The organism is Nocardioides nematodiphilus (assembly GCF_020216525.1).
Lineage (GTDB): Bacteria > Actinomycetota > Actinomycetes > Propionibacteriales > Nocardioidaceae > Nocardioides > Nocardioides nematodiphilus.
The window spans coordinates 183035-206616 of record NZ_JAIWOY010000002.1; the positions used below are offsets into that span (position 1 = coordinate 183035).

Consider the following 23582-nt stretch of genomic DNA (forward strand, 5'->3'; position numbering starts at 1 on the left):
AGCGCTCAGAAGGCGTCGTCGACACCCTCCGCGCGCAGCTGCTCGCGGTAGAGCTGGATGTTGCGCATCTTGACGCTCTCGTAGCCGCGGACGACGTCGGGCAGCGCCGCGACCCGACAGGCCCGGTCGTACGTCTCCGGAGTCAGACCGTCGGCGAGCCCGGACAGCAGCGCCCGGTAGTGCCCCACCAGCGCACGCTCCAGGCGACGCATCTCGGTGCGGCCGAACGGATCGAGTCGCGAGCCGCGCAGCCGCTTCATCCGGGCCAGCGCCCTCAGCGCGGGTTGACGACCCGGGCCGAACGACATCTTCTTGCCCTTGAGGTAGGACTCGAGCGCCGGCGGTCGCAGCTGGAAGCTCATCGTGGTGCCGTGCGGGACCTGCGCCCGGACCGCCGCGACCGCGGCCGGGTCGGTGAGCAGCCGCGCCACCTCGTACTCGTCCTTGTACGCGGTCAGCTTGAAGAGGTACCGGGCCGCCGCCTCGGTGAACCGGGTCTCGGTGGTCACTGCGCGCTCGGCCCGCCACAGCCGGTCGATGAACCCGACGTACTCGGTGGCCAGGGCGAGGTCCTGGAAGTCCACCAGCTGCGGAGCACGCACCTCGACGAGGCGGCGCACCTCCCCGTCGAAGGACGCCGTGGCGAGGGCAGGCACCTCGGGCCGCTGGACCGGCACGGAGGCGACCGCGGTCGCCGCCGCGAAGGCCGACGGGTCGGTGACGGCGACGCGTCCCCACCGGAACGCCGCGATGTTGGCCGCGACGGCGACGCCGTTGATGCCGATGGCCTCCTCGATGGCCTCCGCGGCGATCGGCAGCGCGCCGGCCTGGTAGGCCGCCCCGACGAGCAGGAAGTTGGCCGCCGCCGTGCTGCCGAACAGGGTCTCGGCCGCGGAGAGTGCGTCGAACGAGACCACCTCGCCGGCGACGTCACGCACCCGACCGAGCAGCTCGTCGTCGCCGGGGTAGGCGATCGACTTGTCGTAGACCATCGGGCCGGTGGGCGTCTTGCTCGTCGACACCACCGCCCGCGTGTGGTCCGGCGAGCCGTACGCGAGGTTCTTGCCCTCGGCCAGGGTGAGCAGGTCGAAGCCGAGCAGCGTGTCGGCGGAGCCCGGCGTGACCCGGTTGGAGGGCTCGACGGCACCGGGCGCGAAGCGCAGGTGGCCGGTGACCGGCCCGGCCTTCTGGCTCATCCCGACCTGGTCGAGCGACTCCACGGCGTAGCCCGCACGCAGGGCGGCGGTGGCCAGCACCTGGTTGACCGTGACGATGCCGGTGCCTCCGATGCCCGCCATGAAGACGCTGTGGGTCCGGTCCAGCGGCGCGTACGCCGGGTCGGTGGCCGCCGGCGGCGTGGGCACTTCGCGGCGCGCCGTCGTGGCGCTCGGGTCGGTGTCGATCTTCACGAAGGCCGGGCACTCCCCCTCGAGGCAGGTGTAGTCGGTGTTGCATCCGGTCTGGTCGATGCGGGTCTTGCGGCCCAGCTCCGTGTCCACCGGCTGCACCGAGAGGCAGTTGCTCTTCACGCCACAGTCCCCGCAGCCCTCGCAGACGGCCTCGTTGATCACCACGCGCTGCGTGCGAGCCGGGAGCGTGCCGCGCTTGCGCTGCCGGCGCGCGTCCGCGGCACAGTGCTGGTCGTAGATCAGCACCGTCACACCCGGGATCTCGCGCAGCGCACGCTGCGCCTCGTCGAGGCGGTCGCGGTGCCACAGCTTCACGCCAGGAGCCAGGTCACGCGGGCGGTAGCGCTCGGGCTCGTCGGCGACCACGATCATCGCCGCGACGCCCTCGTTCATCAGCTTGTGCGTCAGCTGGGCCATCCGCACCTCGCCCTGCCGCTTCTGGGCGCCGGTCATCGCCACCACGTCGTTGTGCAACAGCTTGTAGGTGACATTGACGCCCGCCGCGACGCAGGCCTGGACCGCCAGCTGGGCGGAGTGGAAGAACGTGCCGTCGCCGACGTTCTGGAACAGGTGCTCGGCCTTGGCGTACGGCGCCTGCCCGATCCACTGCGCGCCCTCGCCGCCCATCTGGGTGATGCCGACGACCGCGCTGTCCTCGCGCTGCGAGGCCGTCACGAGGGTGTGGCAGCCGATCCCGCCCCCGCCCAGCGAGCCCTCGGGCAGCGCGGTGGAGCGGTTGTGCGGGCAGCCGCTGCAGAAGTACGGCGTCCGCGAGGTGGACAGCAGCGGCAGGTCGATCCGGGTCGGCGGGGGCGGCGCGAGCTCGACGCGGCCCTGCAGGGCACGGCGCAGCGGAGCGAGCAGCCGGCCCGCGGTGAGCTCGCCGTCGTACGGGACCAGCGGCGCGCCGGCGCGGTCGCGCTTGCCGATGATGGCGGGCGCGTCGGGACGGCCGTAGAGCAGCTCCCGGACACCCTGCTCGATGAAGGACGTCTTGTCCTCCACCACCACGATCTCCTCCAGCCCCTCGGCGAAGGTGTCGATGATCGTCGGCTCGATGGGCCACATCATGCCGAGTCGCAGCACCCGGATACCCGCGGCGAGGAGGTCGTCGTGCCCGAGGCCGAGGTCGGTGAGGCCCTGTCGCATCGAGTCGTAGCAGCTGCCGGCGGCGATGATGCCGATCCGGGCGCGCTCGGGCTTCACCTCGATGCGGTTGAGCCGGTTGGCGGCGGCGTAGGCCTTCACGACGGCCATGCGGGGGCCGTACAGCTTGGCCTCGGCGCCGACGATCCGGTCGGGGAAGAGCTCGATCTTGGTCGGCTCGTACGTGTACGGGGCGCCGTCCCACTCGATCTGCGGCACGACCGGGTCGAGCACGCCGATCTCCGGGTTGACGACCCACGCGCCGTCGGCGACGTCGGCCACGATCTTCAGCGCGACCGCGCAGCCGGAGGCGCGCGACAGCGCGATGCCCTCCATGCCGTACTCGACGATCTCGGCGGCGTTGCGCGGGAAGAGCACCGGGATGCCGAGCGAGGCGAGGGTGCGCTCGCTCACCGCCGGCACCGTCGAGGACTTCGCCGCCGGGTCGTCGCCGACCAGCATCAGCATGCCGCCCTGCGGGTGGGCGCCGTACATGGTGGCGTGCCGGAACGCGTCCAGTGCCCGGTCGACGCCGGGACCCTTGCCGTACCAGACGCCGGTCACGCCGTCGTACCGCTCGGTGTCGAGTGTGACGGCGGACTGGCTCCCCCACACCGCGGTGGCCGCCAGCTCCTCGTTGAGCGCCGGCACGACCGTGATGTCGTTGTCGGCCATCTCCGTCGGCAGGCTCAGCAGCAGCTGGTCCAGCCCGCCGAGCGGGCTGCCCGGGTAGCCGGAGATGAAGGTGCCGGTGCGCAGGCCACGGCGTCGGTCGAGGGCCCGCTGCTCCACGAGCATCCGGGCGATCGCCTGGATGCCGGTCAGCAGGACCGGGCCGGCGCCGACGCGGTAGCGATCCGCCAGGTCGTACGCCTCGAACGAGGTGCCGGGCTCGAAGACGGCGGTCACCGGGCCGGCTCCGAGTCGGCCAGCTCCGCACGGCGGGCGGCAAGGCGCTGCTCGACGACGGCGTCGGCCGCGGCGCGGGTGCTGATGCCCTCGCGCTCGGCACTGAGGAGGATCTCGGTCGTGGTGGTGGCGATCGCGGCGATCTTCGCCTCGACCTCCTCGTGGTCCTTGCCGTAGAGCTCCGCGCCGACCTGCACCACGCCGCCGGCGTTGGCGACGTAGTCGGGCACCCAGAGGATGTCGCGCGCCCGGAGCTCGTCGGCGACATCCGCGGTCGCGAGCTGGTTGTTGGCAGCGCCGCAGACGATCGCGGCCTTGAGGTCGCGCACGTGCGGCGCGGTGAGGGTGGCGCCGAGGGCGCAGGGTGCGTAGATGTCGACGTCCTCGACGAGGATCGACTCGACGGCGCTGACGTGACCGAGCGTCGAGGTGAGCTGGTCGAGGGCCGGCTGGTAGGGGTCGGCGACGAGGATCCGATCGACCCCGGCCGAGGAGAGCAGCGCCACCAGGCGGGAGCCGACCTTGCCGACGCCCTCGACCCCGACCGTGCGGCCCGCGAGGCCCGCCGGTCCGTAGCGGTGCTCGGCGGCGGCGCGCATCGCACAGAAGACGCCGTACGCCGTGGAGTAGCCGCTGTCACCCGAGCCGCCGGTGTTCTTGCCGACCACGTGGCGTGTCGCCTCGGCCACGATGTCGAGGTCGTCCGCGGTCGAGCCCACGTCAGCGGCGGTGACGTATCGGCCGCCGAGCGTGTCGACGAAGCGGCCGTAGGCGAGGAGGAGGTCGCGGGTCTTGATGCGGGCCGGGTCTCCGATGATGACGGCCTTGCCGCCACCGAGGTCCATGCCCGCGGCGGCCGACTTGTACGTCATCCCGCGCGAGAGCCGCAGCACGTCGGTGAGCGCGTCGGCCTCGCTCGCGTACGGGTAGATGCGGGTGCCGCCCAGCGCCGGACCGAGCGTGGTGTCGTGGATGGCGATGATCGCCTTGAGGCCACTGTCGCGGTCGTGGCAGAAGACGACCTGCTCGTGGACATCGGCACCGAGCTCATCGGCCCGATCGAAGACGAGCCCGTTGAGGCGGGCGGGTGCTGCGGATGCGGACATGCGTGTCACTCCTCACTTCCCGGACGGAGCTGGTGGTCCGCGCCGGGGCAATGGCGGGTCGTCCGGGTGAGGACGGCCCGTGGGTTCATCGCCGCAGGGGTTGCGCGACGGTGTGATCCACATCATGTCTCATCGGCCGCCTCCGGACCACACCGCGCGCACGCACGGCACGCCGCGCGACCACGCGGGTGGCGTGGCTGGGTGTGTCGAGCAGCGCGACGCCGCGACGCGGGCCCGGCGCCGACCTTCAGGCTGCCGAGCGTGATCCTGCACACCATCCCGCATCTGGCTATATAAACCAGAAGTCAGAGCGTACTGTCTGACTATGGTATCCACTAGTCAGCAGCCCGCATACATCATCGACGCCGTCCGCACCCCCGTCGCCAAGGGCAAGCCCGGAGGCGCCTACTCCGAGATCCATCCGGTCGACCTGCACGCCCACGTCCTCGCGGCCCTCGTCGAGCGCACCGGCATCGACCCCGCGGTCGTCGACGACGTCATCAGCGGCGCCGTCGGCCAGGTCGGCGAGCAGTCCGGCAACACGGCCCGCTGGGCGCTGCTCGGTGCGGGCTTCCCGGAGTCCGTCCCCGGCGTGACCGTCGACCGCCAGTGCGGCTCGTCCCAGCAGGCGCTGCACTTCGCCGCACAGGGCGTGATCGCCGGCGCGTACGACGTGGCGATCGCCTCGGGCGTCGAGTCGATGAGCCGCATCCCGATCGGCTCGCAGTTCCTCGGCAAGGACTTCGCCGGCCCGAAGGTCGGCGCGCGCTATGACCGCGGCCTCGTGCCGCAGGGCATCAGTGCGGAGCTGATCGCCCATCGATGGGATCTGTCGCGCACGCAGCTCGACGAGTTCGCCGCCGCCTCGCACCAGCGCGCGGCGCGCGCCTGGAAGGATGGGCTCTTCGACTCACAGGTCGCGCCCGTCAACGACCTGCGCATCGACGAGAGCATCCGGCCGGACACGACGGCCGAGACCCTCGCCGGGCTGCGCCTCGCCTTCAAGGACGAGCACTGGGTCGAGCGCTACCCCGAGCTCGACTGGCGCGTGACCGCCGGGAACAGCTCGCCCGTGAACGACGGCTCCGCCGCGATCCTCGTGGCCGGCGAGGAGGCGGTGACCCGGCTGGGCCTGACGCCGCGGGCTCGCGTCCACTCCTTCGCCGTCGCCGGCGACGACCCGATCTTCATGCTGACCGGCATCATCCCGGCCACGCAGAAGGTGCTCGCCCGGGCCGGGCTGAGCATCGACGACATCGACGCCTTCGAGGTCAACGAGGCCTTCGCCTCCGTCGTCCTCGCCTGGCAGAAGGAGACCGGGGTCAACCCGGCGAAGGTCAACATCAACGGCGGCGCGATCGCCATCGGCCATCCGCTCGGCGGCTCGGGCGCGCGCCTCATGACGACGCTGCTGAACAACCTGGAGCAGACCGGCGGGCGCTACGGCCTCCAGGTCATGTGCGAGGCCGGCGGTCTCGCCAACGCCACCATCATCGAGAGGATCTGACCCGGAGTCGCCCACTGAACGGGCCGTGCCCGTCACCGGCGCCAGCGGCTCGAGCGTCCCGGGGCACGCCGCTCACACCGTCCTCGCCCCGTAGCCTCGCTCGCATGCCCGGGCTGCGACCGACCTATCCCCTCGAGACCGAGCGGCTGCGGCTGCGACCGCACGCTCCCGAGGACCTGGACGACCTGCTCGTCTTCCACTCCGATCCGGAGGTGGTGCGCTTCATCCCCTGGCCGGTCCGCGACCGCGCGGCGACGCAGGAGGCTCTCGCCGCCAAGCTGCCCCGGGGCACCATCGAGGCCCCGGGGCAGTGGCTGGTGCTGGCGGTCGAACTGCGCGAGACCGGCCGGGTGATCGGCGAGGTCCTGCTCAAGTGGGTCAGCGCCGAGGACCGCGAGGGCGAGCTCGGCTTCGCGTTCGCGCGTGGTCATCACGGGCGTGGCTACGCCGCCGAGGCCGCCCGCGCGATGCTCCGCCTGGGGTTCCAGGAGCTCGGCCTGCGGCGGATCACGGCGGTCTGCATCGAGGGCAACGAGGCGTCCGCGCGCCTGCTGCGTCGGCTGGGCTTCAGCCAGGAGTCCAGGAGCGACGTCGTGTTCAAGGACGTCCGGGTCGCGCAGCTGGTCTTCGCACGCACGGCGGACGAGTAGGACTGTCGGTGCCGGCTGGCACGATCCGTGCGTGCCCCTCGACAGCGAGCATCTCCGCAGTCACTTCCTCGGCGCCTGGGGTGCCGACACCTGCTACCCCCACATGAGCGCGGAGTGGAGTCCGGAGAACCCCGCGCGCGACCAATGCGGCATGACGGCCCTGGTCGTCCACGACATCGCCGGCGGCACGTTGGTCCACGCGGAGGTCCACGTGGGCGGCCGGCAGATCGGCCACCACTACTGGAACCGCCTGCCTGACGGCTCGGACCTGGACCTCGCCAGCGACCAGTTCCTCTCGGAGGAGATGCTCGTGGGCGGCGAGGTGCTGGTCCGCCCGCCGGGCGCGACCGGCCGCCATCGCGAGCAGTACGAGCTGCTGCGGAGCCGGGTCCTCGCCGCGATCGCCGCCTGCCCGGACTGCTGACCTACGACGCGCCCGGGAAGCCCTGCTGGCGCCAGGCCTCGTACGTCACGACGGCGGCGGCGTTGGAGAGGTTGAGCGAGCGACGGCCCGGCAGCATCGGGATGCGCACCAGGTCGGTGACCCGGGGATGCTCGAGCGCCTCATCGGGCAGGCCGGTCGGCTCGGGGCCGAACAGCAGGACGTCGCCGGGCTGGAACTCCATGGCGGTGTGCCACGTCGTCGCCTTGGCGGTGAACGCGAAGACCCGGGACCCGGAGAGCTCCGCACTCGCCAGCGCCGCCCCGAGTGACGGATGGACCTTCACCGAGGCCAGGTCGTGATAGTCCAGCCCCGCACGCTTGAGCTTCGCGTCCGAGAGGTCGAAGCCGAGCGGCTCGACCAGGTGCAGCGTGGCGCCGGTGCCGGAGACCATCCGGATCGCGTTCCCGGTATTCGGCGGGATCCGGGGCTCGAGAAACATGACATGGAACACGCCTCACCGTATCGGGCGCGGTGTAGAACAGAGCGGTACGGGCACCCCCACCAGCATCTGCGAAGGGATCCTCCCATGGCATCGCACACGCCACAGCCCGGAACCCAGACCGCCTACCCCGACCACATCGACGCCGCGGTGCTCAAGGTCGCGGGCGTCGTCGTCCTGGGCGCCATCATGTCGATCCTCGACATCACGGTCGTCAACGTCGCGCTGCCGACGTTCCAGCACGTCTTCAGCGACGGCGGCACGCCGATCGCGTACTCCCACGTCGCGTGGACGGTGACGGGCTACACGCTCGCCCTCGCCACCGTCATCCCGATGACCGGCTGGGCCGCGGACCGGTTCGGCACCAAGCGGCTCTACATGACCGCGATCCTGCTGTTCACCGCCGGCTCGGCGCTCTGCGCGACCGCGAACAGCATCGACGTGCTGATCGCGTTCCGGGTCGTGCAGGGACTCGGCGGCGGCATGCTGATGCCCCTGGGCATGACGATCATGACCCACGCGGCCGGACCGCACCGGATGGGCCGGCTGATGGCGATCCTCGGCGTGCCGATGTTGCTCGGCCCGATCATGGGCCCGATCCTCGGCGGCTGGCTGATCCAGATCGCCAGCTGGCACTGGATCTTCCTGATCAACGTGCCGCTCGGCGTCGCCGCCCTGATCTACGCCTTCCTGGTGCTGGAGAAGGACGCCCCCGAGCCGTCGGAGTCCTTCGACGTCATCGGCATGCTGATGATGTCGCCGGGTCTGGCGCTCTTCCTGTACGGCGTCTCCTCGCTCCCCGGCCACGGCGGCGACTTCGGCAACACCCACGTCTGGCTGCCGGCCCTGGTCGGCCTCGCCCTGATGGCGGCCTTCGTGTGGTGGTCGTTCCGGCCGCAGCATCCGCTGCTCGACCTGCGCCTGCTGGCCAACCGCAACCTGGCCGTCTCGCTCGCCACGATGTTCCTCTTCGCCGGGGCGTTCTTCGGTGGCCTGCTGCTGGTGCCGACGTACTTCCAGGAGGTGCGCGGCGAGTCGACGCTCCACGCCGGGCTGCTGGTCGCGCCGCAGGGCCTGGGCGCGATGATGACGATGCCGATCGCGGGTCGCCTCTCCGACCGCATCCCGATCGGGCGGATCGTGCCCGTCGGCATCGCGCTCATCATCATCGGCATGTTCGGCCTCACCCAGATCACCGACACCACGTCGTACGGCGTGATCATCGCCGTGCTCGTCGTGATGGGCTGGGGCATGGGCGCCACGATGATGCCGATCATGACCACCGCTCTGCGCACGCTGCGCCCCCACGAGGTCGCACGCGGCTCGACGCTGCTCAACATCAACCAACAGATCGCCAGCTCCTGCGGTGTGGCCACGATGTCGGTCGTCCTGACCAACAACCTGCAGGGCGCCCGGGGACTGCCCGATGCCGCCCGCGCCTTCGCCCACACCTATTGGGTCGCGTGGGCCGTCATCGTGGTGGCACTGTTCGTGTCGCTGCTGCTGCCGCGGCGCCACGAGGCGACCGCACCCACCCAGGGCGAGGACGACGAGGTCCCCGCCATGCCGATCATCTGAGACCCGGAGGGTCATGAGCCTGCCCATCACGCTGCGCCCGTTCACCGCCGAGGACCTGAGGCTCCTCCCCGGCGGTGACTCGCCGTTCGACGACTGGGGCCCGAAGACCCGCGCCGAGGTGCCGTCGACGGCCCTCGACCGGCCCGGCGGCCTGGTGATCGCCGCGGCGGACGCCACCGGCGATGACGTGCTCGGCGACGTCGGCTGGCACTTCGTCCAGTGGGGACCCAACAGCGCCTCGCGCAACCCGATGATCGGGATCTGGCTGCGTCCCGAGGCCCGCGGCCGGGGCATCGGCACGGCGGCACAGGTCGCCTTGGTCGACCTCCTCTTCCGGCACACGAACGTCAACCGGATCGAGGCGCACACCGACGTGGAGAACCATGCCGAGCAGCGCTCGCTGGAGAAGGCCGGGTTCACCGCCGAGGGCGTCGTGCGCGGCGGGCAGTGGCGCGACGGCGACTTCCGCGACGGCGTGCTCTACAGCATCCTGCGATCCGAGTGGCGCGCCTCTCGGGACTGAGCTCCAGGGCTTAGTAACCCGGTTTACAACAATCGTAAACCAGGTTACTATCGGGGCTACCAGCGATGAGGGAGTCACCATGTGGAGCAGCACGTACGAAGCGACGTTCAACGGCGTCGATGCCGCCCGGATCTGGGCGGTGTGGACCGACGTCGAGCGGTGGTCGGCCTGGCAAGGCGATGTGGAGTCCGCCCGCCTGGAGGGGCCGTTCGCAGCCGGCTCGATGATCCGGTTCAAGCCCAAGGGAGGTCCCCGGGTCCGGATCGAGCTGACCGAGGTCGAGGCACCGCGGCGCTACGTCGACGTCACCCACCTGCTGCTCGCCCGGATGGAGGACGTCCACGAGCTCGAGGTGCACGGGGACGGCGTCATCGTCCGCAACCGGATCAGCATCACGGGCCCCCTGGCCTTCGTGTGGCGCCAGCTGGTCGCCGAGGACGTCGCTGCCAGCCTTCCCGAGCAGACCGCCCGCCTGGTCGAGCAGGCACGCCATGGCCGAGACACCGTTTCGGCATGACGCCGAGGCCAGCCCGGGCTTCCTGCTCTGGCAGCTGACCTCGCGCTGGCAGGCGCGGATCGCCACCGCGCTCCAGCGCTTCGGACTCACCCAGACCCAGCACGCGATCCTCGCCTCGCTGCGCTGGCTCGAGGAGCACGGCGGACCACCCACCCAGAGCCGCCTGGCCGAGCAGGCACAGATCGAGAAGATGACGCTGTCGAAGGCGATCAGACGCCTCGAGGAGGACGGACTCGTCGCGAGGCTCGCCTCCGCCCGCGACGCCCGTGCCACCGAGGTGGCGCTGACCGCGTCGGGCACGGCGCTGACCGGCGAGGCCATCCGCGCGGTCGAGGAGGCCGACGAAGCGTTCTTCGCTGCGCTCGACGGTCCGGCACGTCAGGCATGGATGGCCCATACCCGGACCCTGATCGGGGCGGACCGGGCCGCGAGCAGCGACGAGGAGCACAGCCCCGCGCGGCCGTGAGGATCCCCGGGTTGCGGAGGTCGACGCTGCGTGGCCGTGCCCTCAGCGGGCGGGCTTGACGTCCAGCACGACCTCGAACTCCAGCAGGTCCGCGCCGGTGGAGACCGGCCGCTTCGGGGCCTCGCCCTCGGGGGTCGCGTGGGCAGCGCGGGCGTCGCCGTCGCGCCACGCCGCGAAGGACTCCTCGGAGTCCCAGTGGGTGACGACGAAGTACCGGGTGTCGCCCGCGGTCGGACGCAGCAGCTGGAAGCCGAGGAAGCCGGGCGACTTCTCGACCGCGCCGGCCCGGGCGGCGAAGCGCTTCTCGAGCTCGGCGCCCGCGCCCTCGGGGACGGAGATGGCGTTGATCTTCACGACGGACATGTCGCGAGCCTAGCGACGGGCGCACGCGGCTGTTTGAATCGAGGCATGCTCTCCCGGCTGATCGCGGCGCTGCCCCAGGGCGCCGTCGTGACGGATCCGGCGGCGACGGAGAAGTACCGCGAGGACTTCGCGCGCGCCGGGTCCGCGGGCCGGCCCCAGGCCGTCGTCCGGGCGACGTGCGCAGCCGACGTCCAGACGACTCTGCGCTGGGCGGGCGAGTACGGCGTGCCGGTCGTGCCCCGCGGCGCCGGCACGGGGCTGTCCGGCGGCTCGTCGGCCGTCGAGGGCGGCATCACCCTCTCCCTGGACCGGATGCGGGGCATCGAGATCGACACCGAGAGCCAGGTCGCGATCGTCGAGCCGGGTGCCCTCAACGCCGCGGTGAAGCACGCCGCGGCCGAGCACGGGCTCTGGTACCCGCCCGACCCCTCGTCGTACGAGATCTGCTCGATCGGCGGCAACGTGGCCACCAACGCCGGCGGCCTGTGCTGTGTGAAGTACGGCGTCACCAGCGATTACGTCCTCGGTCTCGACGTCGTCCTCGCCGACGGGACCCTCGTCGAGCTCGGTGGCAAGCGGATCAAGGACGTCGCCGGCCTCTCCCTGCTCAAGCTCTTCGTCGGCAGCGAGGGCACCCTCGGCGTCGTGACCCGCGCGATCCTGAGGCTGATCCCGGCCCAGGCGGCCGGGGCGACCCTGCTGGCGAGCTTCGCGACCGTCATGGACGCCTCCCGGGCCGTGGTCGCCATCCGGTCACGGGTGCGACCCTCGATGCTCGAGCTGATGGACCGCACCACCATCAATGCCGTCGAGGACTGGCGCCCGCACGGCCTCGACCGGGGCAGCGGCGCGCTCCTGGTCGCCCAGTCGGACGCCCCCGGCACCGCATGCGAGGGCGAGATCGAGACCATCCGGCAGTGCTGCGTGGCCGGCGGTGCCGGGGAGGTCTTCACCACGACCGATCCCGCCGAGGGTGAGCTCTTCGTCGCGGCGCGGCGCAGCGCCTTCGTCGCGCTCGAGGCCCGCGGGACGCTCCTCTTCGAGGACGTCGGCGTGCCGATCCCGCTGCTGCCGGAGCTCGTCGACGGCATCACCGCCATCGCGCGCCGCCATGCCATCGAGATCGCGCTGGTCGCGCACGCCGGCGACGGCAACACCCATCCCGTCCTGATCCACGATCCGGCCGATCGCGGTGCGCAGGCACGGGCGCGGGCCGCCTTCGACGACGTGATGACCCTGGCGATCGACCTGGGCGGCACGATCACCGGCGAACACGGCGTCGGACGGGCCAAGAAGGGCGCCCTGCCGCGCCAGCTCGGCCCCGACGTGATGGCCCTGACCACGCGTGTGAAGCACGCCCTGGACCCGGCCGGGATCCTCAATCCCGGCGCGATCATCTGAGGAGCACCCATGGCAGCGATCGTCGAGCGGCGCCTGTTCGGACCCGGTCCGACCAACCCGTACCCGGAGGCGACGGCGGGTCTCGCCCGCCCCCTCCTCGGCCACCTCGACCCGGTCTTCGTGGCGATGATGGACGAGACCTGCGATCGGCTGCGCACGGTCTGGGGCACCGCGAACACCCGCACGCTGCCGCTCTCCGCGACCGGATCGGCGGGCATGGAGGCGGCCTTCGTCAACACCGTCCACCCCGGCGACGTGGTCGTGGTGGCGGTCAACGGCCTCTTCGGCCAGCGGATGTGCGAGGTGGCGGCTCGCTGCGGCGCCGAGGTGGTGGCGGTCGAGCATCCCTGGGGCACGCCGCTCGATCCGGAGCGGGTCGTCGCGGCTCACCCCTCCCCGGCGATCGTGGCCGCAGTGCACGCCGAGACCTCGACCGGAGTCCGCTCCGACATCGCGGCGCTGGGCGCGGCCGTACGGGATGCGGGCGACGCACTCCTGCTGGTCGACGCCGTGACCTCGATCGGCGGGATCGAGCTTCGCGCCGACGACTGGGGCATCGACATCGGCTACGCCGGCACCCAGAAGTGTCTCGGGGTCGCGCCCGGCCTGGCGCCCTTCACCATCAGCGACCGCGCCTTCGCGCGCCGCGTCGAGCGCCCTCGCTCCTGGTACCTCGACCTCGGTCTGCTCGGCGGCTACGTCGGCGAGGCCGGGGCCACCGGGGCGGCGGGGCGGACGTACCACCACACGGCACCGACCGCGATGGTCTCCTCGCTCCACGCCGGCCTCGGGCGGATCCTCGACGAGGGGCTCGAGGCGGTCTGGGCCCGGCACGCCGCCGCGGGCCAGGCGCTCCAGGACGGTCTCGAGGCACGCGGGCTCGAGCTGTTCGCCGCGGCCGGGGCGCGTCTCCCGGAGCTCACCACGGTACGGGTGCCGGGCGGCGTGGACTCCGCCGCGGTCCGTCGCGCGCTGCTGGAGCGCTACGACATCGAGATCGGCGCGGGCGCCGGGGAGTTCGCCAGCACCGTGTGGCGGATCGGCCTGATGGGACCGAACGCGAGCCCCGCGTCCGTCGCGTTGCTGCTCGCCGCCCTGGACGACGTGCTGGGCTGATCCGCGAGGCGGACCCGGCCAGGACAGGTCGTTTTCAGGCCACTCGTCCTAAAGTCGAGGCGCATGGCCCGAAGGGGCCATTCGAACGCACACGACTACGGGTGCCGCGACAGTGGCCGATTCACAGACCATAGGCGTGGCCGTCCGCATGGCCGTTCGTCTCGGAGGAGTACTGCATGATCACCACACCCGTCGTCGTCCACCTCGGCTGCCTGAGGTCGCTCGTCGCACGCGGTGCCCTGATCATGGGCGAGGTCGTCCTGGTCCCGGGCGTGCTGCTCTACGCCTTCGTCACGATCGGGCACCCGATGCTCGGGCTGCTCGCCGTCTTCGCCTGGCGGGCCTCCTGGATCGTCAGCCGCAAGGGCTCCGGCGTACGGGTGCCGGCGACGTGCTGGCTCGCCTTCGGGCTCTTCCTGACCCGTACGGTCGCCGGGCTCGCGCTCGGCTCCGTCAGCCTCTACCTCGTGGTCCCGATCGTGCTGTGCGCGATGCAGGGCTTCGTCTTCCTGGGGTCCTCGGTCGCCCAGCGGCCGCTGATGATGCGGCTCGCGACCGACTACACCGGCACGCTCCCCCATCACCCGGCCCTGCGCGGCATCTTCGCCCAGCTCTCCGGCATCTGGGGCGCCGCCCACCTCGTCTGCGCCGCGCTCGGCCTGTGGGCGCTGACCCTGTCGACGAACGGCGCGGTGGCGCTGACCAGCGGTCTCGGGGTCGTCTGCACGCTCACCTCGGTCGGCGGCTGCATCGGCTGGGCGCTGTGGCGCGCGGCCCGGATCCCCGGCCTGCGGCTGGTCCTGGGCGAGCGCCCGCACCATCTGCTGCCGGCGCTCCCCGACCTGCACGCGGCGCTCCCCGAGGCGGCCTGACCACCTCGGGGAACGCCGCTCAGCGGCGGTTCTTCTTCTTGGCCTTCTTGGGCGGCTTGGGTGCCTTCACCTTGACGATCAGCTCGGCGCTCGTGCCGCTGCTGGTCGCTCCCGCCTGGGCGGTGACGGTGTAGTGGTAGAGGCCCGGGCGCTGCTTGGGGAAGGTGAGCGTGCGGGTGCTCGCGCTCACCACCCGCTCGACCTGGAGGACCGGGCCGCCGGTACGGCGCACGCGGTAGGCGGTCGCTCCGGGGACGGCGCTCCAGCGCAGGGTGACGTCGGTACGGTCGCCGGCCCGGCGGGTGGTGGCCGTCGGACGACCCGGCGTCGCGATCACGGTGACGCTGCGGGTGCTCGAGGCGTTCGACTCGATGTCGTCGCTGTTGGTGGCGTAGACCGAGACCAGGTACCGCGCACCCGGCCGCAGGCCGGTGATCGAGCACGCCGGGACCGAGGCTGTGACGCAGGTGCGCTCCTCGCCGGTCACGCTGTCGTAGGCGACCGCGCGGTAGCCGGCGATCGACTCGGCGCCCGCCGAGGACGGCGGGTTCCACTGCACCAGGACGCTGGAGCCCTTGACCTGGGTCACGACCCCGGTGACCGGTGTCGGGGCCCCGGGCAGGGTGAGCAGGTAGGGGTTGGACGGCGAGCCCTTGTCGACGGCGTTGTAGGCACGCACCGTGACGGAGTAGGGCTGCGCGGTCTTCAGACCGGTGAGCGTGCAGGTGCCCCCGGAGGGCGTCGCGGTGCAGCTGTGCACCTCGGGTCCGTAGCTCGCGGTGACGGTATAGCTGGTGATCGGCGAGCCGCCGTCGTCGGTCGGGGCGATCCAGGTGACGTCCGCGCCGTTGCCGTTCGGGGTGACGGTGGCGATGGTCGGCTTGCCGGGTCCGGACGCCGGCGTCGCGGTCGTGGAGGCGACCGGTCCGGTGCCGTTGGCGTTGGTCGCGGCCACCGTGACGGTGTACGCCGTGCCGTTCTTCAGCCCGGTGATGGTGCAGCTCGTCGCCGAGGCGGTCAGCGTGGCGCACCCGCTGCCACCCGCGGGCGAGATCGTCGTGACGTACCCGGTCACAGCCGAGCCGCCGGTGGTGGCCGGCGGCGACCACGTGAGCGAGAGCGACTGGTTGGTGCCCTTCGCGGTCAGGCTCGTCGGCGCCGACGGGGTGCCGGCGATGAAGGTGAGCGGGGTGCTGTAGACGCCGTCACCCTTCGGTGAGATGGCGTGGACGGTCAGCACGTAGGTGGCCGCCAGGGTGAGCCCGGACAGGGTCGCGCTCGTCGCCGGCGCGAGGACCGTGGTCCGGGTCGTGCTGTTGTTGCAGTACGCCTGGGTGGGCGTCACGAGATCCGCGCAGACCTGGTAGGACGTGAGCGCGTTCGAGCCGCTGCTGCTCGGCTTGGTCCAGCTGACCTGCTGGGCCAGCGTGGTCACCTTGGCGACCGTGGTCAGCTGGCTGGTGCCGAGGGTGATGCCCGTCGGGGCCGTCGGGACGCCCAGCTTCGCATCGACGACCGCGCTGACCGTGCCGGCGCCGACGGCGTTGAGCGCCGTCACGACGATCCGGTAGGTCGAGCCCGAGACGAGCGCCGCGCCGTTGACGTCGACCGCGAGCGTGCACGTCGTGCCCGTGCCGCCGGCGGTGCAGAGTGCGGCGAGCTGTGCCGCAGCGGTCGGGAGACACGTCGGTCCGACGCAGGCGTCGACCTCGTACCCGACGATCGGCAGGCCGCCGTTGCTCGCCGGCGCGGCCCACGAGACGGTGAACTGCTCGTTGCCTGCGTCGACGGAGACGGTGCGCGGGGCGTCGGGCGTCGAGCCGTACGGGACCGCGTTGTCCCTGAGGACGGTCGGGACCGGGATGCTGGTGACGGAGCTGTCGTTGAGGGCCACGTACGCGCGCGCAGCGGTCGCGGCGATGCTGTGCTTGTCGCCCTGCGAGCCGACGATCGGCATCGTGCCCTGGTACTTCAGCGTGGTGGCATCGAACCAGTAGAGGTTGGTGCTCGGCGCCGTGGCGCCGGCCGCCGTCGTGCTGCCGCTGCAGAGGACCTTCGTGCCGTCCGTCGCCACCGAGATCGACTCGCACGCCGTGCGGTCGCCGAAGCCGCCCTGCTGCATCCCGAGGGGGTTGACCTTGGCCTGGGGCGCGGTCACCGTGCTCGGGTAGCCCGCGCTCGCCGGCGGCAGCGTCAGGGTGGCCTGCGTCCAGGTCGCCGGCGGCACGACGACGAGCTGCTTCTCCTCGCCGACGTACAGGCGGGTGGCGTCGGGGCTGATCGCCAGCGAGAGCGCCCGGTTCGTCGTGCTGCTGGTGTTCAGCCGCACCGGTGCGCTCGGCGCCCCGGTCGACGTGTTGACGGTGACGATCGAGGAGGAGCCGCCGGCGCCCGGGACGGTGAGGGCGTAGAGCGAGCCCGGCCTCCGTGGGGAGAGGGCGATCGCGCTGTAGACGTCGGGCAGCATCAGCGGCACCACCGCTGGGACGGTCGGCGGCGTCGTCGGCGCGACGTCGACGACCGCGATGCTGTCGTTGATGCCCGCAGTGGTCGGGTCGAGCAGGACGTACGCCTTGCTCACGCTCACCGGCGCCACGTCGACCACGTCCGGAGACGCGACGAAGCGGCTGGTGCCCGGGGTGAAGGTCGGCGTCGTCGCGACGACCGGCATCGTCCAGGCGTCGAACTCGACGCCCTGGTCGCCCGCGATGACGACGCTGCCGCCACCGTTCGCAGTGGCCGCGACGAGGCTCAGCGAGCGCACCTGCCCCGCATCCACGCCCGACAGCGCGCCGATCAGGGAGTCGTCGACGGTCCGGTAGAGCGCGACGTCGGCGCCCTCGGCGACGGCGAGGACGGATCCGTCGACGGAGACCGCCATCGGTCCGCTCGCGGTGCCGGTGGGCAGCGCGGTGACGTGGGACGGATCCAGCGGCGCGGTGGCCTGGGCCGCCGGTGCGTACGTGAGTCCGGTGACCGCGGCGGGCGCGAGGAGCGCGACGAGGGCACCCCACCGTGCGGTCCGCTTCCAACCCTGCATCCTTGCGCTCCTCCCGAGCGTGATGTTCCTGAACGAGCTGTCAGCCACGGGTCCGCACCACCACGGCGGGGCTGGCGTTCGCCTGTCCGAAGCGGCCGATGGGGGTGACCGTGAACGCATAGCGGTGACGGGGTGCGAGCCCCTTGAACACGGCTCGGCGCTTGCGCCCTGCGACCTGCCTCTGCGGGCCGCCGACGAGCTTCACGATGTAGCCGGTGATCGGGTTGCCGGGCGACGCCGGCGCCTGCCAGCCCACGATCACCTTGTAGCGCTGCCCGGTCTTCACGGCCTTCGCCTTCGGCTTCACCATCCGCGCAGGCATCAGGAACGGCCGGACCGCGTTGCTGATCCGGCTCATGCCCGAGACCAAGGTCGGTCCGGACTCCGCCTGCACCAGCGCGCGATAGGTCAGCGCCGGGTCGAGATCGTGCACGATGATCGAGGTCTTGTTGCCGGGCACGCGGATCACGTCGCCGGTGGGCTGGAGGGTGACCACGTAGAGGGTGATCGGGGCGCCGTGGCTCTTGCCCGCGGCCCACTTGACCGTGATGCCGCCCTCGAGGCCGGTCGCGACCACGGAGGACGGGGCGGTCGGCGGTCCGGCCGGCGCGGAGGGCGCCGACCTGGCCGAGGCCGGCGAGACGTACCCGTCGGTGTTCACGGCGGTGACGTAGACGGTGTACTTGATCCCGGCCGTCAGGCCGTGGATGTCGCACCACGTCTGGCCGCCGTACGCCGTGCAGCTCTTGCCGTTGCTGGCCGTCGCGGTGTACGAGACCAGCGGCGAGCCGCCGTCGTTGATCGACGGGTTCCAGCCGATGTGCAGCGTCGTGGTGCCGGCCGTCGGGCCGCCGAGGTCGGTGTACGCGACGACGCCGGTCGGGGCGTCCGGCGACCCGATCGGACGGAACGGTGCGGTCATCGCGGAGCGCCCGCTGCGACCGGCGGCGCTGGTCGCGGTCACGTAGACGACGTAGTCCACGCCGTTGGTCAGGCCGGTGATGTCGCAGGTCAGCGGCACCTGCACGATCGGGGCAGGCGTCGTCGTCTTGGTGGTCGTCGTGGTCGGGTTCGGGTTGCCGGACGTGCAGCTGCGCAGGGTGCCCGCGCCGCTGACCAGCGGCATCGCGGTGGCCTGGTAGCTGGTGAGGGGCTTGCCGCCGTTTTCGACGGGCGCCTCCCAGGTGACGGTGGCCGTCCGGTTCTGCGGGAACGCCTGCACGTTGAGGGGCTCGCGCGGCAGCCCGAAGGGCACGAAGATCGGGCTCGAGGCCGAGGCCGGGCTGGTGCCGAAGGTGTTGACCGCCACCACCGAGGCGACGTAGTTGACGCCGTTGGTCAGCGGCTCGACGGCGCACGCCAGCGGGCCCGGCATCTCGACGGTGCAGCTCGCGCCGCCGGGGTAGACCGTCGCGACGTACTGCTCGACGACCGCGCCGCCGTTGCTCTTCGGCGCTGTCCACCAGACGTCGACGCCGCCGTCGCGCGGGCTGACGCCCACGCTGGCCGGGGCCGCCGGGACGGTGCCCGGCGTCACCGTCGCCGGCTTGCCGATGCTGGGGTTCCCGGTGAAGTACTCCGGACCGCTGGTGGCACCGGGGTTGGACTCGGTGACGCTGACCAGGTACGGCGTGCCGTTGGTCAGGCCGGTGATGTCGCACGAGGACGCCGGAGGTGCCGTCGTGCACGTCTTCGTCGTCCCTCCGGCGGTCGCCGAGGCGGTGTAGGAGCTGATCGGCTCCTTGCCCAGGGACTGGCTTCCGGGCGACGGCGCGGTCCAGCTGACGAAGATCGACTTGTCGGCCGGGACCGCGCTGTCGACGCTCTGGATCCTGTCGGGGGTGTCGTACCAGGCGACGGTGTTGCTGGGGACGGACTCGTTGCTCGCCGGGATGCCGCCGGCGTACCCCTGGTTGTAGGCCTGCACCATGAAGAAGTACGAGCCGCCGTCGGCGTTGGCGCCGGGGTCGCTGCCGGCGGCGACGCTACAGCTGGTCACGGCGACCGCCGTGCGGCAGAAGCCGGCGGCAGCGGCCACTCCCCCGACGTAGTGGTACAGGTTCGCCTGGTAGCCCGCGAGCGGCCAGCCGCCCAGGACGGTCGGCGCCGTCCAGGTGGCGGTGATCGCGGTCGGCTTGACCGTGGTGGACACCTTGGTCGGAGGCATCGGCGCGCCATTGGGGACGACCTTGGTGCTGGCCGCGGAGTCGGCGCCCCACCACACCGGGTCGGCGAGCGTGGTGTCGTGGTAGCCGGTGAAGGCGGCGACCTTGAAGCTCCACCCGGTCTGCGAGCTCAGCGAGCCCTTCGGGAAGGTGTAGCTCAGGCCCCACTTGGCGCTCGTGCTCGGGTCGCAGCTCGGTGAGAGGGCCGCACCGGTGGTGTCCGAGATGTCCAACGCGTCGGCGCCCTGGGTGCGCGCGGCGATCGGATTGACGAAGCTCGCGGCCGTGGCCAGGTCCGGGTCGAAGGGCGGCTTGCACAGGTACGCGGTGAGCTGGTTGCTGATCAACGTGCTCCCGACCGTGGGATCGGTCGGCGTGGCGGTGATCCGGTACCCGGTGATGGCCCGCCCGCCGTTGTCGACCGGCGCGAGCCACGTGACGGTCGCGGTCCCCCACGGCTGTGGCGCGGCGGAGTTGGGCGAGACCGCCGGGATCGTGGCCTTCACCGAGGTCGGCGCCCCGGGCAGGCCGATCGGCATGACCAGGGCCGGCGTGACGGCCGGGTCTCCGCCGACGTACGACGGGGGCACCGGGGTGTCGGTGCCGACACCGGCGTCGGCGACGTAGGCGGCCGGGCCGAGGGCGCCGCCCATGGCCTGGACGTAGACCTGGTAGCCGACGCCGTTGGTCAGACCCGTGATCACGCAGTTGCTGGTGCCCGTGCCGACCCCCGTGACGGTGCAGGTCTTGGCCGTGACCTTGCCGGCCGGGTCCACGTAGCGCGCCGTGGCGACGTAGCTCTTCACCGTCTGCAGACCCCAGCCGATGCCGGCGCTGTAGTTGGCCGGCGAGCGCCAGTAGACCTGGATCGCGCCGGCGCGGGCGTCGGCGCTGACCTCCTTGACCGGGGTCGGCGTCGCCGCGAGGTACGACGGGTCGACCGTCGCTCCCCCCGACGCGGTCGAACGGTAGAGCGCCGAGGCGTAGAGGTCGACCTGGCTGGCGTAGGCGACGGGCTGGGCGCCGGCGGCGACGTAGTCCCAGGTGCCGGTGGCGAGGTCGGCGGGATCGGCGTCCATCACCGGGACGGTGCCGAGCGAGGGGACGGTGACACTCTGCTGCTGATCGGGCACCGCGTAGGTCGCGGTGCCGGTCCAGGAGGCGGAGTAGGTCGCCGTGCCGGTCGTGGCGCTGGTGGGCGAGTTGTTGCCCGCCACCGAGAAGAGATACGCCTTGCCGGCCGTGAGGCCGCTGAGGGTGGCCCGGTACGACGGCACACCCGTGGAGGTCTGGCCCGCGCTGAGGGTCGCCACCTTGGTGGAGTCGCCCTGCTTCACCGAGGTGGAGACCACCACCTTGCCGGTCGCCGCGTCGATCGCGTTGAGGACCCAGAAGGTCACGCCGCCGGTGGGTGCGGTGCTGCCCGGGCCGTACGTCCCCGCGCCTGTCGAGAGCCGGCTGCCGGTGAAGGGATCGCAGGTCGCGTTGCTGATGCTGGGCCAGGTCAGGGCCACCGAGGTCCCGGCGGTGCCGTTCGCGGTCGTGTAGGTGGGCACGACGAACCCGGATCCGGCCGGTGCGTTGCCCATCGCGGGACAGGTCGAGTTGCCGGCGCCGATCCGGTACGCCCCGGCCGCGACCGCGACGGCCGGGCCCGGCGTACCGGCGTTGATCAGGGCCGGCGCCAGCATCGGCGTGCTGAAGCCGACGCCGTTACGCGACTGGACCGCGACGGTATACGGCTTGCCGGGCACCAGGCCCGGGACCACGCAGGTGAACTGCGTCGGCGCGACCTGCGTGATGGTGCCGCAGGAGTACACCGCGCCGCTGCTGGAGGTCGCGGTGGCCGAGTAGCCGTCGACCAGGTCCGGGTCGAGCGCCGGCTCGGTCCAGGTGATCTGGATGCCCGCGCCGATCCTGGACGAGCTCGGGTCCTGGACCGCGACGGCGGCGGCCACCACGCTGCTCACCGGCTGGGGGAAGGTGTCGATCGCGTACTTGTCGGCGAGGGGGTCGATCTCCACGTAGCCGATGTTGGGCGCCTGGTAGAGGTAGACCGCGCCGTTGGCGCGACCCCACACCTGCGACGGGCGGACCGTGACGGGGACGCCCACGGCGTGGGTCGGGCCGCTGCCCGCGGCCGCGGGCAGCTCGAAGCGGTAGACGTGCGCGTCCGTGGTCGTCGCCGGCGCGCAGAACAGGTAGCCACCGGCGAGGGAGAGATCGCCGCAGGTCATCGTGCTGATCGGGTAGAGCCAGATCGGTTCCCACGTGGCGGGGTCGGTGAGGTCGGCGGCGAAGCTGCTGCCGACACCGAGCCGGACCAGGCCGGTGCTGCCGGCGACGTAGACGTCGCTGCTGGTGGCGACGAGGGAGTTCGGCCTCATCGACGCCTTCGCGGTGCCGAAGGCGGCGTACGTCACGCTCGTCGGGCTGCCCACCGGGATCTGTGCGACGGTCCCGAGGTTGATCGCCGCAGCGGCCGCGTAGTTGCCGGCGTAGAGCGTGTTGCCGTCCGGCGAGAGGGCCAGGCCACCGGAGGGGCTGGTGACGGCGGTCGTCGTCAGCGCGCTCACGCTGGCGTCGGCGAGGTTGATGGTGTCGATCTCGCCCGAGGCGAGCTCGAGGTACGCGGATCCGGTCGGAGAGACGACGAGCGCGATCGGCTTGCCCGGCCGGGTGCCGCTGTACGTGGTCGGCGAGGCGACCTGTCCGAGATCGAGGGTCCCGGCCGGGGCGTACGCGACCTCGATGCCGAAGCTGGTCGTGCTGACCGCCTCGAGCGCGACGATCGCCGTACGGCCGTCACTCTGGGTCGCCGCCTCCATCATCGAGACCGAGGCGGCACCGCTGTGGAGCAGGACGCTCGAGGTGACGGAGTTCGTGACCTGGTCGACCAGGGAGATGCGGGAGTTCTGCGGGATGGTCGTGGTGCCCAGTGCGTGGGTCGCGACGAGGATGCCCCGCCCGTCCGGCGTCGCGGTGGCCGCCGTGGCGCTCAGGGTGCCGAGCTTGGTGTCCTTCGCCTCCGTGACGGCCCGGGCAGCCCCGGTGGGCAACAGCGCCAGCAGGGCTACCACCGTGGCGAGGGCGAGCCCGCCGCCCGCACCGGCGCGCGCTCGACTGGAGGCGCGTCCGATGACGCTCCTCATGACGGCTGCGGGCCCGGCCTTCGTCTTCGCTCTACTCATCGCCTCGGGCCCATCGGCAGGCGTCCGGCGGATCCAAGCGGGCGGGGCGATTACACCGGTGTGACTCAGACCAGGACGTCAGCCCAGGGCGAGCTTCAGGGCGATGCCGAGCATCGTGATCCCGATCAGGATGTCGAGGATCTGCCAGGACCGCGGGGTGGCGAGCAGCCGCTCCCCCGCGCGGGCCCCGAAGCCGATGAGGGAGAACCAGCAGATGCTCGCGGTCATCGCGCCGTACGCGAACCACCAGCGGTGGTCCTGGCCGTTGGCGATCGAGCCCAGCATCAGCACCGTGTCGAGATAGACGTGCGGGTTGAGGAACGTGAACGCGAGCGCGGTGGTGATCGCCGACCGGCGGGTGGGAGCGCCGCGCTCGGCCGCGGCGAGGGTCTGCGGGTGGCGCGCGTTGCGCAGCGACCGCACGCCGTACCAGGCGAGGAAGACCACGCCGAACCACCGGACCGTCGTGATCGCCCACGGCGCCTGCTCGATGACCGTGCCGATGCCGGCGACGCCCGCCGCGATGAGCACGACGTCCGACAGGGCGCACACCAGCACCACCGGCAGCACGAACCGGCGGGTCAGGCCCTGGCGCAGGACGAAGGCGTTCTGCGCGCCGATCGCGACGATCAGGGTCAGGCCGGTCAGCAGGCCGGTCATGGCGGAGTGGAGCACGAGGATGACCGTAGACGCCGCGTGCCGCGCGATTCACTTCGGTGACTCCTGTCCCGTCCGATAG

General features: G+C 72.0%; 17 protein-coding genes. 10 read left to right on the plus strand and 7 right to left on the minus strand.

Translation table 11 applies throughout. The annotated features are described in order from the left end of the window. Positions 1-5: 5 nt before the first annotated feature. Entirely contained in the window at positions 6-3464 is a 3459-nt protein-coding gene (locus KSO98_RS03950; RefSeq protein WP_225283619.1) for an indolepyruvate ferredoxin oxidoreductase family protein, read from the minus strand. Next, positions 3461-4570: a Glu/Leu/Phe/Val dehydrogenase dimerization domain-containing protein gene (locus KSO98_RS03955; RefSeq protein ID WP_225283621.1), complete on the minus strand. Its 1110-nt coding sequence runs from the start codon at positions 4568-4570 to the stop codon at positions 3461-3463. The genes KSO98_RS03950 and KSO98_RS03955 overlap by 4 nt, the downstream gene beginning before the upstream one ends. Positions 4571-4895: 325 nt before the next feature. On the opposite strand from KSO98_RS03955, the gene KSO98_RS03960 reads away from it, so the two are divergent. The 3 genes from KSO98_RS03960 (at position 4896) to KSO98_RS03970 (ending at position 7151) form a co-directional block, all read left to right on the plus strand. Further along, complete coding sequence (locus KSO98_RS03960; protein WP_225283622.1) at positions 4896-6077, plus strand: acetyl-CoA C-acyltransferase; 1182 nt, start codon at positions 4896-4898, stop codon at positions 6075-6077. A gap of 104 nt (positions 6078-6181) precedes the next feature. Beyond that, complete coding sequence (locus KSO98_RS03965) at positions 6182-6727, plus strand: GNAT family N-acetyltransferase (RefSeq protein WP_225283623.1); 546 nt, start codon at positions 6182-6184, stop codon at positions 6725-6727. Between the two features lie 31 nt (positions 6728-6758). Beyond that, on the plus strand, positions 6759-7151 hold the full coding sequence (locus tag KSO98_RS03970; protein ID WP_225283624.1) for a YunG family protein: 393 nt from the start codon (positions 6759-6761) through the stop codon (positions 7149-7151). 1 nt (position 7152) lies between these two features. Here the strand turns inward: KSO98_RS03970 and KSO98_RS03975 are convergent, their stop codons facing one another. Then, complete coding sequence (locus KSO98_RS03975; RefSeq protein ID WP_263642330.1) at positions 7153-7611, minus strand: tRNA (cytidine(34)-2'-O)-methyltransferase; 459 nt, start codon at positions 7609-7611, stop codon at positions 7153-7155. Between the two features lie 87 nt (positions 7612-7698). On the opposite strand from KSO98_RS03975, the gene KSO98_RS03980 reads away from it, so the two are divergent. From KSO98_RS03980 to KSO98_RS03995, 4 genes are all read left to right on the plus strand, one after another. Next, positions 7699-9189: a DHA2 family efflux MFS transporter permease subunit gene (locus KSO98_RS03980; RefSeq protein WP_225283626.1), complete on the plus strand. Its 1491-nt coding sequence runs from the start codon at positions 7699-7701 to the stop codon at positions 9187-9189. Positions 9190-9202: 13 nt separating this feature from the next. Further along, entirely contained in the window at positions 9203-9712 is a 510-nt protein-coding gene (locus tag KSO98_RS03985) for a GNAT family N-acetyltransferase (RefSeq protein ID WP_225283627.1), read from the plus strand. A gap of 79 nt (positions 9713-9791) precedes the next feature. After that, entirely contained in the window at positions 9792-10229 is a 438-nt protein-coding gene (locus KSO98_RS03990) for an SRPBCC family protein (RefSeq protein ID WP_225283628.1), read from the plus strand. Continuing rightward, positions 10204-10695, plus strand: coding sequence for a MarR family winged helix-turn-helix transcriptional regulator (locus KSO98_RS03995; protein WP_225283629.1), 492 nt, complete (start codon positions 10204-10206; stop codon positions 10693-10695). Before KSO98_RS03990 ends, KSO98_RS03995 begins: the two co-directional genes overlap by 26 nt. Positions 10696-10737: 42 nt before the next feature. Here KSO98_RS03995 and KSO98_RS04000 read toward each other — a convergent pair whose 3' ends face one another. Then, positions 10738-11058 carry an antibiotic biosynthesis monooxygenase family protein gene (locus tag KSO98_RS04000; protein ID WP_225283632.1) on the minus strand — a complete coding sequence of 107 codons (321 nt, stop codon included), beginning with the start codon at positions 11056-11058 and terminating at the stop codon, positions 10738-10740. Positions 11059-11103: 45 nt separating this feature from the next. Between KSO98_RS04000 and KSO98_RS04005 the strand changes: the two genes are divergently transcribed. The 3 genes from KSO98_RS04005 to KSO98_RS04015 all read left to right on the plus strand — a co-directional run bounded on the left by KSO98_RS04005 (position 11104) and on the right by KSO98_RS04015 (position 14447). Beyond that, positions 11104-12459: an FAD-binding oxidoreductase gene (locus tag KSO98_RS04005; protein WP_225283634.1), complete on the plus strand. Its 1356-nt coding sequence runs from the start codon at positions 11104-11106 to the stop codon at positions 12457-12459. A gap of 9 nt (positions 12460-12468) precedes the next feature. Next, positions 12469-13575: a pyridoxal-phosphate-dependent aminotransferase family protein gene (locus KSO98_RS04010; protein ID WP_225283636.1), complete on the plus strand. Its 1107-nt coding sequence runs from the start codon at positions 12469-12471 to the stop codon at positions 13573-13575. Between the two features lie 176 nt (positions 13576-13751). Further along, positions 13752-14447 carry a DUF3159 domain-containing protein gene (locus KSO98_RS04015; protein WP_225283638.1) on the plus strand — a complete coding sequence of 232 codons (696 nt, stop codon included), beginning with the start codon at positions 13752-13754 and terminating at the stop codon, positions 14445-14447. Between the two features lie 19 nt (positions 14448-14466). Here KSO98_RS04015 and KSO98_RS04020 read toward each other — a convergent pair whose 3' ends face one another. The 3 genes from KSO98_RS04020 to KSO98_RS04030 all read right to left on the minus strand — a co-directional run bounded on the left by KSO98_RS04020 (position 14467) and on the right by KSO98_RS04030 (position 23518). Continuing rightward, on the minus strand, positions 14467-17487 hold the full coding sequence (locus KSO98_RS04020; RefSeq protein ID WP_225283641.1) for a fibronectin type III domain-containing protein: 3021 nt from the start codon (positions 17485-17487) through the stop codon (positions 14467-14469). A gap of 40 nt (positions 17488-17527) precedes the next feature. After that, positions 17528-22843 (minus strand): fibronectin type III domain-containing protein, encoded by a 5316-nt coding sequence (locus KSO98_RS04025; protein ID WP_225283642.1) that lies wholly within the window; start codon positions 22841-22843, stop codon positions 17528-17530. 78 nt (positions 22844-22921) lie between these two features. Then, positions 22922-23518 (minus strand): LysE/ArgO family amino acid transporter, encoded by a 597-nt coding sequence (locus KSO98_RS04030; RefSeq protein WP_225283643.1) that lies wholly within the window; start codon positions 23516-23518, stop codon positions 22922-22924. Positions 23519-23582: the final 64 nt, after the last annotated feature.

Coding starts and splice junctions, on each gene's coding strand:
- KSO98_RS03955 (WP_225283621.1), bottom strand. CDS start 4,570: ATGTCCGCATCCGCAGCACCCGCCCGCCTCAACGGGCTCGTCTTCGAT.
- KSO98_RS03960 (WP_225283622.1), top strand. CDS start 4,896: ATGGTATCCACTAGTCAGCAGCCCGCATACATCATCGACGCCGTCCGC.
- KSO98_RS03965 (WP_225283623.1), top strand. CDS start 6,182: ATGCCCGGGCTGCGACCGACCTATCCCCTCGAGACCGAGCGGCTGCGG.
- KSO98_RS03975 (WP_263642330.1), bottom strand. CDS start 7,611: ATGTTTCTCGAGCCCCGGATCCCGCCGAATACCGGGAACGCGATCCGG.
- KSO98_RS03980 (WP_225283626.1), top strand. CDS start 7,699: ATGGCATCGCACACGCCACAGCCCGGAACCCAGACCGCCTACCCCGAC.
- KSO98_RS03985 (WP_225283627.1), top strand. CDS start 9,203: ATGAGCCTGCCCATCACGCTGCGCCCGTTCACCGCCGAGGACCTGAGG.
- KSO98_RS03990 (WP_225283628.1), top strand. CDS start 9,792: ATGTGGAGCAGCACGTACGAAGCGACGTTCAACGGCGTCGATGCCGCC.
- KSO98_RS03995 (WP_225283629.1), top strand. CDS start 10,204: ATGGCCGAGACACCGTTTCGGCATGACGCCGAGGCCAGCCCGGGCTTC.
- KSO98_RS04000 (WP_225283632.1), bottom strand. CDS start 11,058: ATGTCCGTCGTGAAGATCAACGCCATCTCCGTCCCCGAGGGCGCGGGC.
- KSO98_RS04005 (WP_225283634.1), top strand. CDS start 11,104: ATGCTCTCCCGGCTGATCGCGGCGCTGCCCCAGGGCGCCGTCGTGACG.
- KSO98_RS04010 (WP_225283636.1), top strand. CDS start 12,469: ATGGCAGCGATCGTCGAGCGGCGCCTGTTCGGACCCGGTCCGACCAAC.
- KSO98_RS04015 (WP_225283638.1), top strand. CDS start 13,752: ATGATCACCACACCCGTCGTCGTCCACCTCGGCTGCCTGAGGTCGCTC.
- KSO98_RS04020 (WP_225283641.1), bottom strand. CDS start 17,487: ATGCAGGGTTGGAAGCGGACCGCACGGTGGGGTGCCCTCGTCGCGCTC.
- KSO98_RS04025 (WP_225283642.1), bottom strand. CDS start 22,843: ATGAGTAGAGCGAAGACGAAGGCCGGGCCCGCAGCCGTCATGAGGAGC.